10 protein-coding genes are annotated in these 12,905 nt (G+C 72.4%); 8 read left to right on the plus strand and 2 right to left on the minus strand.

What is annotated here, in order from left to right:
• The 8 genes from ACIBU0_RS00115 to ACIBU0_RS00150 are packed head-to-tail and all read left to right on the plus strand — an operon-like array spanning position 1 to position 11,859.
• A complete protein-coding gene (locus tag ACIBU0_RS00115) occupies positions 1 to 588 on the plus strand; it encodes a phage baseplate assembly protein V (RefSeq protein ID WP_398809212.1) in 588 nt (195 codons plus the stop codon).
• Between the two features lie 11 nt (positions 589 to 599).
• Positions 600 to 938, plus strand: coding sequence for a hypothetical protein (locus ACIBU0_RS00120; protein ID WP_398809215.1), 339 nt, complete (start codon positions 600 to 602; stop codon positions 936 to 938).
• Positions 935 to 1,303, plus strand: coding sequence for a GPW/gp25 family protein (locus ACIBU0_RS00125; protein ID WP_398809218.1), 369 nt, complete (start codon positions 935 to 937; stop codon positions 1,301 to 1,303). The genes ACIBU0_RS00120 and ACIBU0_RS00125 overlap by 4 nt, the downstream gene beginning before the upstream one ends.
• Positions 1,300 to 3,978, plus strand: a complete 2,679-nt coding sequence (locus ACIBU0_RS00130) for a putative baseplate assembly protein (protein ID WP_398809222.1) — start codon at positions 1,300 to 1,302, stop codon at positions 3,976 to 3,978. Before ACIBU0_RS00125 ends, ACIBU0_RS00130 begins: the two co-directional genes overlap by 4 nt.
• A 5-nt stretch (positions 3,979 to 3,983) precedes the next feature.
• Positions 3,984 to 6,488, plus strand: coding sequence for a putative baseplate assembly protein (locus ACIBU0_RS00135; RefSeq protein ID WP_398809224.1), 2,505 nt, complete (start codon positions 3,984 to 3,986; stop codon positions 6,486 to 6,488).
• Positions 6,485 to 8,557, plus strand: coding sequence for a hypothetical protein (locus tag ACIBU0_RS00140; protein WP_398809227.1), 2,073 nt, complete (start codon positions 6,485 to 6,487; stop codon positions 8,555 to 8,557). Before ACIBU0_RS00135 ends, ACIBU0_RS00140 begins: the two co-directional genes overlap by 4 nt.
• Positions 8,558 to 8,566: 9 nt before the next feature.
• Entirely contained in the window at positions 8,567 to 9,853 is a 1,287-nt protein-coding gene (locus ACIBU0_RS00145; protein ID WP_398809230.1) for a DUF6519 domain-containing protein, read from the plus strand.
• Between the two features lie 5 nt (positions 9,854 to 9,858).
• Positions 9,859 to 11,859 (plus strand): DUF4157 domain-containing protein, encoded by a 2,001-nt coding sequence (locus ACIBU0_RS00150; RefSeq protein ID WP_398809232.1) that lies wholly within the window; start codon positions 9,859 to 9,861, stop codon positions 11,857 to 11,859.
• 9 nt (positions 11,860 to 11,868) lie between these two features.
• On the opposite strand, the gene ACIBU0_RS00155 is transcribed toward ACIBU0_RS00150, so the two are convergent.
• Both ACIBU0_RS00155 and ACIBU0_RS00160 read right to left on the minus strand, forming a co-directional pair.
• Positions 11,869 to 12,069 carry a hypothetical protein gene (locus ACIBU0_RS00155; RefSeq protein WP_398809235.1) on the minus strand — a complete coding sequence of 67 codons (201 nt, stop codon included), beginning with the start codon at positions 12,067 to 12,069 and terminating at the stop codon, positions 11,869 to 11,871.
• A gap of 69 nt (positions 12,070 to 12,138) precedes the next feature.
• Positions 12,139 to 12,858, minus strand: coding sequence for a BTAD domain-containing putative transcriptional regulator (locus tag ACIBU0_RS00160; protein WP_398809238.1), 720 nt, complete (start codon positions 12,856 to 12,858; stop codon positions 12,139 to 12,141).
• Between the last annotated feature and the right edge of the window lie 47 nt (positions 12,859 to 12,905).

Genomic DNA, 12,905 nt, shown 5'->3' on the forward strand with positions numbered 1-12,905 from the left:
ATGACCGGCATGAACGACATCGGCCGCGGGGAGTCCCCGGGCTTTCTCACCCCGGCCCAGCGCGCGGACGCCGAGCCGCCGGGCGCGCGGCGCTTCTACGGCAAGTACCGGGGTTCGGTGGAGAAGAACGCCGATCCGCTGGGCATGGGCCGGCTGCTGGTGAGTGTGCCGGATGTGTTCGGGCAGTCTCTGAGCAGTTGGGCGATGCCGTGCGTACCGCTCGCCGGGTTCCAGTCGGGGGTGTTCGTCGTGCCACCCCAACGGGCGGGCGTGTGGGTGGAGTTCGAGGGCGGCAACCCCGATCACCCCATCTGGACCGGCTTCTTCTGGGGTCGCTCGGAGACCCCGGCCACGGCCGGCACGCTGGCCCCCGGCTCGCCCGCCTTCGTGGCGGAGAGCGCGGGCAGGCGCAAGGTCGTCGTCAGCGACACACCCGTCGCCCCCATGAACGGTGGCGGGGTGCTGCTCCAGGTGCCGGGCGCGTCGATCACCGTGGACAGCGGGGGCGTGACCATCAAGGCGGCGAAGATCAACCTGGTCGGCCATGTGGACATCAACAACGGCGCGCTCGTCGTGACGACGGCGTGAGGAGGCCTGCCATGCCGGGGTTCGCCCTCACCACGGCCGCCGCGCTCACCTGCGCGCACCAGGGGCAGGTCACGCTGAATCCCGGGCAGCGACAGGTGCTGGCCGGGGGCGCTCCGGTGCTGACGACGGCCGATCCGAACGCCGTCACCCCCTGCGCGCTGTCCTCGTCCCAGACCCCGTGTGTGAAGGTCGATTTCACCGTGGCCGCCTCCTCGCGGGTCTTCGTGCACCGCCGGCCGCTCGTGGTTCAGCCCACGGGCCCCGGCTCGGGCGTCTGCCAGTCCGCCGCCCAGGTGCCGCAGGGGCCGCCCGTCGTGTCGACGGTCCAGCAGCGGGTGGTGGCCAAGTGAGCCGCCATCTGGACTTCCCCTTCCGCATCGACGCGCGGGGCCGCTCGGCCGGCACCACCGACGAGGACCATGTGCGCGACCTGATCGAGCAGGTGCTGTTCACCGTGCCGGGCGAGCGCGTCAACCGGCCCGACTTCGGCTCCGGCGTCCTGCAACTCGTCTTCGCACCGGGCGGCCAGGAGCTGGCCGGCGCGGTGGAGTACTCCCTCCAGGGCGCGCTCCAGCGCTGGCTGGCCGACCTGATCCAGGTGGAGCGGGTCGAGGTGGCGAGCGAGGAGGCGGAGCTGCGGGTCACCGTCCGGTATGTGCTGCTCTCCACCGGGGAGCCGGGCACGGCGGTACTGGAACAGGGGGCCGGGCCATGACCGACATGTGTCTGCCCGGCGAGCGGGCCGACCGCACCCGGGAGGCCGGGCTCGACGCGGTCGTCGCCGTGGACGTGGACCGCGCCGGGCGCACCTTGCGTGTGCTGCTGCTCGGGGCGGCACCGGATCCGCTGCCCGGCGTCGAGTGCGTACGGATCGACGGGCCGGGGCCTGCGGTCCGTGCGGTGGCCGTACGGCTGGAAGGGGCTCCGCCGCCGACGCGGCAGGCCACGCTGCTCGTCACGCTGGACCGGCTCGGCGACGGCTCCCCGTACACGCTCCGGCTGGTCGACCCGGACCGGCCGGACGCGCCCCTGCCCGGCTTCGATCCCCGGCACAGCGGCGCCGAGTTCACCTTCGCCTGCGCGACGGAGTCCGACTGCGCGCCCGTCACCGACGGTCCGGTCCCGGCGGGCCCTGCGCCCGCCCTCGACCACCTGGCCAAGGACTACGCGAGCTTCCGCCGCCTGATCCTCGACCGGCTCGCCCTCATCTCGCCGGAGTGGGCCGACCGGGAGGTCCCGGACCTCGGGGTCACTCTGGTCGAGCTCCTGGCCTACGTCGGTGACCGGCTGTCCTACCGGCAGGACGCGGTGGCCACCGAGGCGTATCTGCACACGGCACGGCTGCGCACCTCGGTCCGACGCCATCTGCGGCTGGTCGACCACCGTCTGCACGACGGCTGCAACGCCCGCACCTGGGTGCATCTGGAGGTCGAGGAGCGCGCGGTGCTGCGCGCCGGGACGTACTGGTTCGCCACCGCCCTGCGCGGGCGCGGCCCGCTCGTCCCGGCGGCCGAACTCCGGGGCTCCGCAGCCGACTTCGAGCGGTACGAGCCCATGGTCCCGGGCGATCTGACCCTGCGCCCGGCGCACAACCGGATCCGGCTGTGGACCTGGGACGGCGAGGAGTGCTGTCTGCCCGCCGGGGCGACGTCCGCGACCCTGATCGACCCCGGGGACCTGGCCTGCGGCGACGTGCTGATCCTGGAGGAGGTGCGCGGACCGGTCACCGGCGCGCCCGGCGACGCCGACCCGCGTCACCGGCAGGCGGTGCGGCTCACGGCCGTGGAGGAAACCACGGACCCGGTGCGCGAGCAGCGGCTGCTGCGGGTGGCGTGGTCGGACGAGGACGCGCTCGCCTTCCCGCTGTGCCTGGCCGCCGTCGGCGGTGACGGGTGTCTGATCGAGGACGTGAGCGTGGCCCGCGGGAACGTCGTGCTGGTCGACCACGGCAGCAGCGGCACAGCGCCGGTACGGCTCACCGCTCCCGCCGACGCGCCCGTACGGTGGCTGCCCCACCTGACCTCCGAGCCGCTCACCCGGCGCTCGCCCCACCCCGCCCCGGCGCGTACCGCCGCCGCGCAGGCGCGGACGCTGGAGGCGATCCCGGCACGGGCGGCCGCAGCCGTCGCGGACATGCGGCGGCGCGTCACGGCGGGCGAGGCACTCACCGCGGACGATCTCTCGCTGGCCCGCACGCTGTGGGGCGAACGGCAGGTTGCGGAGGCGGACTTGCCCAACCCTGCCGGGCAGAGCGCGGCGCTGACGCTGCTGCGCTCCCGCTCCGCCGCCCTGCTGGCACGCCGCACCGCGCGGCTGGCCCGGCTCGCCGCGCGCGCCCGCCTCGGCACGCCGCTCGACGCCGACGCGGCCGCCGAGGTGACGGCGGGCTGGGGACCGGTCCTCGCCGCAGGGCTCGACCCGACCGACCCCCGAGCCGCCGGGCCCGCTTCGGCCGCGCTCACCCAGGACCCGCGGGATGCGCTGCCGCAGCTGACACCGACGTCGGTCGGCGAGCGCTGGGCGGTGCGCGCCGATCTGCTCGACAGCGGCGGCGACGATCCGCATGTCGTGGTCGAGGCCGAGGAGGACGGAACCGCCCGACTGCGGTTCGGTGACGGGACGTTGGGGCGGGCGGTGACGGGCGGGCAGGAGTTCGTGGCGGCGGTGCGCGTGGGCAACGGGCCCGCGGGCAACGCCGGGCCGGAGACAGTGCTGCACCTGGTGGTCACCGCGCCGACCGACGCCCGCATCATCGCCGTACGCAATCCGCTGCCCGCCGTGGGCGGCACCGCGCCCGAATCCGTCGCCGACGCACGGCGGTTGGGCCCCACGCAGTACCGGCACCGGCTGGTGCGCGCGGTCACCGCGGACGACTACAGCGCCTTGGCCGGGGAGGTGTCCGGTGTGCAGCGGGCCGCCACCGACCTCGCCTGGAACGGCAGTTGGTACGAGGCGGACGTCGCGGTCGCCGCCCTCGGCCGCACGGAACCCGCTGCCGTACTGCTGGACGCCGTGCACGACCGGCTCCAAGGCGTCCGGCGTATCGGGCACGACCTGCGGGTGGACGCGCCGCGCACGGTCGCGGTGGAGGTGCGGCTGCTGCTGTGCCTGGCTCCGGACGCGCGACGGGCGGCGGTGGAGCGGGCGGTGGGCGCTCGGATCACCAGGGGGCTGCTCCATCCGGACCGGCTGACCTTCGGCAGCGACCTCTGCACCGGGCGGCTGGTCGCCGAGGCGATGGCGGTGCCGGGGGTGGTGTCGGCGACGGTGGAGCGGCTGCGCCGTGCGGGGGCCGCCGTACCGCTCGTGCCAAAGGACGGGGTGCTGGCCTTCGGGCCGCTGGAGATCCCGTGGGGCGCCCTGGATCTGGACGTGGTGGGGGGACGGTGACCTGCATGTGCGCCACAGGCGACTGCCGCTGCACGGCCGAGGCGGCGACTCCGCTGCCGACGGACAACCCACCCGGCGCGGCGGCGCTGCGCGCCCGGGTCGGCACGCACGCCGCCTTCCTCGCGGCGATGACCCGGGAGCTGGCCGGCTCCCCGCTCACCACGCGGGACCCCGCCGACCCGGCCCTCGCGCTGCTGGACGCGTGGGCCTGCGTCGGCGACGTCCTGACCTTCTACCAGGAGCGCATCGCCGACGAGGGCTACCTGGGCACCGCCACCGAACGCCGGTCCCTGGTCGAGCTGGGCCGCCTCGTCGGGTACCGGCCGCGGCCGGGCCTGGCGGCCGACGGCTGGCTCGCGTACACGCTGGAGCCCGACCCGGCCGATGTGGAGATGAGGGTGCCGGCGGGCTCGCAGGTGCAGAGCGTGCCGGATCCGGGGCAGCGGCCGGTGGTGTTCGAGACGGCCGCAGACCTGGTGGCACGGCCGTCCTGGGGGGTGCTTCGGGTGCGGACGCGGCGGCCCTCGCCGATGACGCGGATGTGCGCGCGCGGACTGCGGCGGGTGCACCTCGACGGCGTGAGCACGGGCGTCGCGCCGGGCGACCGGCTGCTGTTCCACTTCGCCGGGAAGGAACCGGTACTCAGGATCGTGCAGTCCGTCCGCACCGACCCCGTGACCGTGACGACCGCGGTCGACCTGGTGACGATCGCCGAGGACTACGAGGCGGAGTGCAGGGACGAGGCCGGCAAGACGGAGCTTCCGGTCTTCGAACGGCTCGACGTGCTGCGTGTCAGGACGGCACCCTTCGGCGCCGCCACTCCCCTGCCTCCGCGGGTCGACGTCGAGGCCCAACCGGACTGGCCCTTGGACCCCGACCTGTACGACGTGGACGGCCAGGAGCGACGGCTGCTCCCGCTGGACGGGGACCATCCGCGGATCCTCGCCGGCAGTTGGATCGTCGTCGACCGGCCCGCGGGCGACCCGGAACTCCACCAGGTGCAGGCCGTGCGGAGCAGTGGCCTCGCGTACTACGGCATCTCCGCGCGCTCCACCCTGCTCACTCTCGCGAAGGAGTGGTTCCCCGTCGGGGCCACCAGCCTCAGGGACCACCGCCCCTACACGGTCCACGCCCAGCCCGAGCCCCTCACCCTCGCCCCCGAGCCGTTCACCGACCCCGTCCAGGGCGCCTCCGTGGACCTGGACCGCGTGATCACCGACCTGCCTCCGTCCCGTACGGTCCTGATCACGGGAACGCCGGACGACGGCACCACGCCCACCGGCGAGGTGGCGCGGGTCCGGGCCGTGCACACGGTCACCGACCCCCACCGTCCGGGCGCGACCCCGTACACCGTCCTCGAACTGGCCGCCGCTCTCCGCACCGCCTACCGCCGCGACACGGTGACCGTCTGGGGCAATGTCGTACGCGCCACGCACGGCGAGACCAGGGAGGAGACGGCGCTCGGCAGTGGCGACGCGTCCCGGCCGGGCCAGACCTTCCCCCTCGCCGCGCATCCGCTCACGTACACAGCGGCGCCGGACGCGGACGGCGAGCAGGCCGAACTGACCGTCAGGGTCGCCGAGTCGGCCTGGCACGAGACGGCCGAGATCGCGCGGAGCGGACCGGCCGACCACGCCTATGAACTCCGTACCGACGACACCGGCCGGGCCACCGTCACCTTCGGCGACGGCCGCCGCGCCGCCCGCCTGCCCTCCGGCACGGCGAACGTCGCCGCCCGCTACCGGGTCGGACTCGGCCGGGACGGCAATCTGCGGGCCGGACAGCTGAGCCAGTTGCGCACCAAGCCCCTCGGCATCAGCGCCGTGACCAACCCGCTGAGCACCGGCGGCGGCACGGACGCCGACACGGACGCCGCGCTCCGCGCCCGGGCCCCGCTGCCGACGCTGGCCATGGACCGCCTCGTCGGCCTGCGGGACTACGCCGACTTCACGGTGGCCCGCGCCGGCATCGGAAAGGCGGCGGCCACCCGGCTGGCCGTCGGCGGCCGTGAGGTCGTGCACGTCACGGTGGCCGGAGTAGAGGACGCCGTCATCGGCCCGGACGACACGGTGCTCACCTCTCTTCTCACCGCGTTCCGCCGCTACGGCGACGCGGGCGTCCCGGCCGTCGTGGCACCCCGTATCCGCTGGACCCTCGTCGTCGAGGCCCGCGTCGGCATCGAGGCCGACCGCTCCCCCACGCTGATGGAGCCGCGCCTGCGGACGCGGCTGGAGCGTGTCTTCGGCTTCGCGGCACGGGAGTTGGGGCAGAGCGCGTACCTGGCGGAGGCCGTGGCCGCGCTGCAGGGCGTGCCGGGTGTCGTCTTCGTGGACGTGCGGAGGTTCGGCGCGACGCGGACGGGCACCGTGGAGGAGGTCACGGGCGTCGCACAGCGCGTTCCGGCGCTGCCCGCGCGCGTCAAGAACGACCGGATGCACCCGGCTGACCTCGTGATCGCAGCCCCGGAACTGTCCCGTTCGATCGTCCTGAATCCGGAGGTGGCGCGATGAGCACCCCACCCGTGGACCGCCTGTACGACCTGCTCCCCGCCGTCCACCGGATGCGCGACGAGGAACAGGGCTTCCCGCTGCGGGCGTTGCTGCGCATCGTCGAGGGGCAGGTCCGGGTGATCGAGGAGGATCTCGACGCCTGGTACGCCAACTGGTTCATCGAGACGTGCGAGGACTGGGTGGTGCCGTACATAGGCGCCCTGGTCGGCACTCGCCCGCCGCCGCCCGGCAGTTCGCCCGGAGCCGTCCGCGCGCTGTCCCCGCGCCGTGCCGTGGCGGACGCCGTGGCGAACCGGCGGCGCAAGGGCGGCGCGGCGGCGCTGGAGGCGGTCGCTGTCGACGGTGCCGGCTGGCCGGCGCGGGTGGTCGAGCTGTACCGGCACCTGGTGCGCGCGCAACACGTACGGCACGTACGCCCGGACCGTCCCGCCACGCTCGCCGTACGGGACACGCTCGCCTGCGCCCGGCTCGGCGACCCCTTCGACGAGGCGCCGCACCTGGTCGACGTACGCCGCCCGAACAGCACGACGACCCGCGGACTGCACAACATCCCGAGCCTCGCGCTGTTCGTGTGGCGACTGCGGGCGTTCCCGGTTACTGCGGCGCCGGCCTTCTGCATCGACCAGCGCTACAGCCGCTACCTGGTCAACGTCCTGGGCATCGACACCCAGTTGTTCACCCCGCCCGCGCAGGCCGGCGTGCCGCAGCCGCTGGGGCGGGAGGAGTTCGCGGACGCGGTCACCGAGTACTACGGTCCCGGCAAGAGCCTCCAGATCTGGCGGGACGCCCCCGACACCCCCGTACCGCCGGAGCGGATCGTCGTGGCGGACCTCACAGCCTGGCGCTACCGGCCGCGCCCCGGCCAGGTCGCGGTCGATCCGGTGCTCGGCCGGATCGCGTTCCCGGCGGACGAGGCGCCGGAGGACGGTGTGTGGGTCAGCTGGCACTACGGCTTCGCCGACGCGATGGGCGGCGGGGCGTATCCGCGCCCGGTGAGCCCGGCGGGCGAGCGCCGGGTGTACGCGGTGGGCGGCGCGGACGGCCTCGGCTCGATCACGGCCGCGCTGGAGCGGTGGCGGGCGGACAAAGCCGCGGACCCGTCCCCGCACTCCCTGCACCGGGCGCTGATCGAGATCCGCGACTCGGCCGACTACACGGAGGCGCTGCGGATCGACCTCGACGAGGACGACCGCCTGGAGCTGCGCGCCGCGCCCGGCGTACGCCCGGTCATCCGCCTCCTCAACCGGAAGGCCAACCGCTTCGACGCGCTCACCGTCCGAGCGACGGCGAAGCGGCCGCCGCCCGGCACCGTGGTCGACTGCCCGCCGCCGGCCGCGCGCCGCCCGCGTCTCGTCCTGGACGGCCTGGTGGTGAGCGGCCGCAGTCTCGACGTCGTCGGCCAGATCGGTGAAGTAGTGGTAAGACACTGCACGTTGGTCCCGGGCTGGGAGCTGGACCACGACTGCCGGCCGCGCTGGGGCGCCGAGCCGTCCGTCGAACTACGGCGTACGACGGCCAGGCTGCGCGTCGAGCGATCGGTGATCGGCACGATCGTGGTGGACCAGGACGAGACGAAGGGCAACCCGCTGGACATCGGGATCGAGGACTCGATCGTCGACGCGACGGCGGACGACCTGCCGGCGGTCACGGCCCCCGAGGACAGCTTCGCGCATGCGGCGCTGAGGTTGCGCCGCTGCACGGTGCTGGGTGAAGTACGCGTGCAGACCCTCCCCCTCGGCGAGGACAGCATCATCACCGGCTGCCTGCGCACGGTGCGTCGGGACACGGGATGCCTGAGGTACTCATACGCACCGGAGAGCCACTCGGGCCCGCCCCGCCACCAATGCGCGGCCATCCGCCCCCTGTTCACGAGCACCCGTTACGGCCATCCGGCCTACGCCCAACTGCACGCCGCCTGCGACCCGTCGATCTCGGCGGGTGCGGAAGACGGCTCGGAGATGGGCGCCTTCCACGACCTCTACCAGCCCCAACGCCTCAGCAACCTGCGCGACTTGCTCGCCGAGTACGTGCCGCTGGGCGTAGAGGCAGCCGTCATCACCGCCACCTAGGGGGACGCCGTGCACGGAGACTTCTCGAACATCACCTTCTCGCCGGACCGCGGCTACTCGACGGTGTTCGCACTACAGGGCCGGGTAGGCCTGGACGCCAACCGCAACGAGCAGACGGCCATTCTGCTGCACTACCTGCGCACGGCGATGACCGACCTGGTGGGCCCGAGCGCCGGCCCCGCCGGCCACCTGGGCTTCGAGATCTCCGACATCGGCACCGGCGGCTTCTCGATCGGCCCGGGCCGCTATTACGTCAACGGCATCCTCGTGGAGAACCCGGCCAAGGTCACGTACGCCGAACAACCGTACGCCTACATCGACTTCGACGGTGACGACAAGCTGCCCACGGGCAGTTACGTCGTCTACCTCAAGGTCTGGGAACGCCACGTGACGGAGATCGAGGACCCCTCCCTCCACGAACCGGCGCTGGGCCTGCACCACCCGGACTCGGCGAGCCGCGCCCAGGTGGTGTGGCAGGTCCGCGCGCTCCCCCTGAAGAGGGGCCAGGACGCCCTGACCCGCCTCGCCGCCGAGACGACACCGGACCGGGGCACCGGCATCCTCGACGTCCGCACCAACCGCGACGACGGCACGGCGGACGCCCCCTGCACGGCGGCACCCGACGCCTCGTACACCGGCGAGAACCAGCTCTACCGCGTGGAGATCCGCCGGGGCGGCACGGCGGCGGACGGCGCGACGTTCGTGTGGTCCCGGGACAACGGCTCGGTGATCCACCCGATCAGCCGGATCGACGGCACGAAGGTGAAGCTGACGTCTCCGCCCCGGGACCGGCACATGGCACTGGAGCCGGGTCAGTGGGTGGAGGTGGTCGACGACGGGGTCTGCCTGCGCCGCGAACTCGGCCTGCCGGCCGGGGCGGCTCCCCTCCACCGCATCACGGACGTGGACCCCGAAACCCTGACGATCACCCTGGCCACGGTCCCTGCCCCTCTCCCCTCCCTCGACCGCCACCCCTACCTGCGCCGCTGGGACCACACCGACGCCGAGTCCGACGGCGCCCTCCCGGTAACCGAGGGCACCTGGATCCCACTGGAACACGGCGTCGAAGTCCACTTCCACAAGGCGGCGGAGAGGGGCCCCGCCCACGAGTACCGCACCGGCGACTACTGGACGTTCGCGGCCCGCCGAACGCTCGGCGACGTCATCTGGCCGTATCGCGACGGCAGTCCTCCGCATGGGGTGGAGTATCACGTGGCGCCGTTGGCGGTGGTGGCGCGGGACAAGCTGACGGGCTTGCGCACCTCGTTCGCGGTGCCACTCTCTCCGGGGACGTGAGGAGCATGCCCGAACACCCCCGCCTGCACGGGCTGCGCATGACACATGCGCAAGATCCTGTGGAGCAGCAAGCGGCAGGATTCGCCAGCGGTGACCGGATCCGAGGGGCCCACGTATCCGGCGGCAGGCCGTTGCGGCGGGATGAGCGGCAGGCGGTGCGTGAGGGGACGTACGACGCGGGACAGCCGCTGAGCCCCGCCCTGCGTTCCCGATTCGAGGAACCACTTGGGCTGGACCTCGGTGACATCCGCGTACACAGCGGCGATTCGGCCGCGGTTTCGGCAGCGGTGCTCGGCGCCTCCGCCTATGCGGTGGGCCCGCACATCGTCTTCGGCCGGGGCCGGTTCGAACCATGGAACGCACGCGGGCTCCGCCTTCTCGCCCATGAACTGGCCCACACAGCCCAGCAATCCGCGATGGGCCAGCCGGCAGTGGCGCGGGAAGTGGACACGGCCTCCCCTGGTCCGGCCGATCAGGCGTCGCAGCCGGCGGATCCGGACGCAGAGGTGTCGCTCGGTCCACTCGACGACCGACTTGTCGGACTGGCCGCAGAGCAGACGCTGGGCGAGACGGAATGGACGCTTCTCAGGGAGTTCATGCGCGGCATGTGGGGCGGCATCCAGTCAGCCCCGCCAGAGCAATGGCAACGCATTCAGAGTAAGTGGGAGAGCTTCGGGCCCGGCAACGCGGGACGCTACGCGGCAGGATACGGCCTCGGTCTGGTCGAGGGCCTGTGGATCTCGGTCAAAGGCCTCTTCGAAGCCGTGCTCACACTCGTCAAACTCCCCTACGACGTCAACCGGTTCCTCATCGAAAGGGTCCCGGCACTGGCCGCGAAATACGGTCCGCGGATCGCACAGTTCCTCGCGGAGGGCGATGCCGAGCAGACACGCCTGGCGAAGATGCTGGACGCATTTCTGCGCAACCCCCTCGAATCCGTCCGACAGTTGCAGGCCTTGATCGAGTCGGTCAAGGGAATGGCTCTGGCACAGGTTCGAGCCCTCGGTCGCAGCGCGGCCAACCGACTCCTGGCCTTCGTCGAGGAACCCTGGTTCGAGTACGGCCGGGACATCGGCAAGGTTGTCGGCCAGATCTTGTTCGAGGTCGTCCTCGCTCTCGCATCCGACTTCATCGCCAACATCGTCAAGGAAGCCCTCGCCGTCGCCGCGCGCCTGGGGACCCGCATTCTGGCCGGTACCGTCGAACTGCTCCGCAGCATCGGCCGCCTGCTCGGCCAGTGTCTCGACCTGCTCGAAGGGCTGGGCCGTCGCGCGGTCGGCGAACTGAACGAAGCGATCGCAGGCAGCAAGAACTTCCTGGCCCGTCTGGCGAAACTCTTCGACGAACTGGCACAGGAAGGCGCCCTCGCGGACACCGGCCTGGGCGCCGGCCTCCGCGTCCCGGAAACGAAGGCGGCGACAGTTCTCGAATCCAGGGCTGCCCGGCCTGGATCGGCCTCGTCTGTGACCGCGGCGGATTTGAGGCCACCTAAGGTGCATCCGTCGAAGGCTCAGGCGAAATCCCGAGCCGCAGAAGCACGGCCCGAACTCGATGAGCGTCAGAGGGAAATTTTGGAGGAGTTCGCCGAGCGTCAGCGGGGGGCGAGAGCGGAAGGGACGCTGAAGTCGGAAGCAGCAGAAGGTCACGGTCGGCGTGAGACGGCGCGTCCCGGGCGCTCGGTTCCCGCACAGCTGGAGCGCGGGCAACTCTCTCACGAATATGCAGAACTTCTGATTCCCGAAAGTCAGTTGCCCCGCGGCCTGGCCCGCGAGGTGACCGCGAGGCTGCCCGGCGGCACCGTCAGGCTCGATCGGGTCGACTTCTCGCGGGGTGTCTACTACGAGATCAAACCCTCGGGGGAGCGGGCCCTGGCGATGGGGAAAGAACAAATAGCGCGCTACGCCGAGTACATGAACACCGAGTTTCCGCTCCCCGGGGGAAAGAGCTGGATCGGGGTCGTCGTGCAATACGAAAAGGGGGCAGCCGTAGGCATGTTCGGCATCTGAGCCGTGAACTCAGGGCCGCTGTGGCTCGCACACCGCCAGCCAGTCCCGCACCGACGCCAGCACCGCGTCCGCACCTGCCACAACCGTGGACTCCCCCGGTGCTCGTACGTCCGTGACCCGGGTGACGCGAGCGCGCAAGGTGGGGGTGCAGGGTTCGAGCCACACTGTGATCAGCAAGATGGCGGTGAGAGTCTCCGGGGTGTCGCTCATGTCCGTCCGCTCGTCGGAGGGTCCCGTGGGCCGGCTCCCACACCATGGCACATTCCTGTCACATGGCCGTCAGTCGCAGGTCAACGCGCACGCCGGGAGCATCGAAGTGAAATCCGAGGAAGGAGCAATCCCGAGCTCGGTACGCAGCAGGTCCCGGAACGCCCCGTAGTGCCGCACCGCCTCCCCCACATTCTGCTCGGCCAAATGCACGGCGACCACCGCCCGATGCGCACTCTCCCGCAGCGGCTCGATACGCACGCTCTCCAAGGCGGCCTCAAGGGCCAGAGCATGCCGACCCTCTTCCAGGAGCCGGTAGGCCAGAGCATCCAGGGCATGGAGCCGGAGCTGGCGCAGGCGTTCGCGTTCGAAGAGGAGCCAGTCGTCGTCCCAGCCGGGGAGGAGGTCGCCTGCGAAGAGGAGGTTGGGGACCGGGTCGAGGGACGGCCCGCCGACCACGTGCAGGGCCGAGTCCATCAGGGTCCGGGCGTCCACCGTCACGCCTTCCGCCAGTGCCAGTGTGTCCCCCTCGCTGCACACCAGCGGCTCCCGTCCCCTGTTCAGCCGCCACAAGGCCGTACGGAGGCTCCCGTGGGCCCGTTCCTCCGTGACGTCGGGCCACAGGGTGCCCGCGACGACCGTTCGGGTGCCGTGCCGGCGCAGGCCGAGGTAGGCGAGGAGGCGTTGGGCCGCGATTCCGACGTCCACGGCGGTCGGGCCGTATGTCAGAGCGAAGCGGCCCAGTAGGGACAGACTGAGGACGGGTATGTCGGCGGTGCTGACGGTGCCCATGACGCCTCCCCCGGCGCGTCCTGCGGATCCCCTGATGCAACTGCACG

The organism is Streptomyces sp. NPDC049627, from assembly GCF_044465645.1.
GTDB lineage: Bacteria > Actinomycetota > Actinomycetes > Streptomycetales > Streptomycetaceae > Streptomyces.

Excerpts from the sequence above, each read along its gene's own strand:
- ACIBU0_RS00130 (WP_398809222.1), top strand. The coding sequence starts at position 1,300 with ATGACCGACATGTGTCTGCCCGGCGAGCGGGCCGACCGCACCCGGGAG.
- ACIBU0_RS00140 (WP_398809227.1), top strand. The coding sequence starts at position 6,485 with ATGAGCACCCCACCCGTGGACCGCCTGTACGACCTGCTCCCCGCCGTC.
- ACIBU0_RS00150 (WP_398809232.1), top strand. The coding sequence starts at position 9,859 with ATGCCCGAACACCCCCGCCTGCACGGGCTGCGCATGACACATGCGCAA.
- ACIBU0_RS00120 (WP_398809215.1), top strand. The coding sequence starts at position 600 with ATGCCGGGGTTCGCCCTCACCACGGCCGCCGCGCTCACCTGCGCGCAC.
- ACIBU0_RS00160 (WP_398809238.1), bottom strand. The coding sequence starts at position 12,858 with ATGGGCACCGTCAGCACCGCCGACATACCCGTCCTCAGTCTGTCCCTA.
- ACIBU0_RS00115 (WP_398809212.1), top strand. The coding sequence starts at position 1 with ATGACCGGCATGAACGACATCGGCCGCGGGGAGTCCCCGGGCTTTCTC.
- ACIBU0_RS00155 (WP_398809235.1), bottom strand. The coding sequence starts at position 12,069 with ATGAGCGACACCCCGGAGACTCTCACCGCCATCTTGCTGATCACAGTG.
- ACIBU0_RS00135 (WP_398809224.1), top strand. The coding sequence starts at position 3,984 with ATGTGCGCCACAGGCGACTGCCGCTGCACGGCCGAGGCGGCGACTCCG.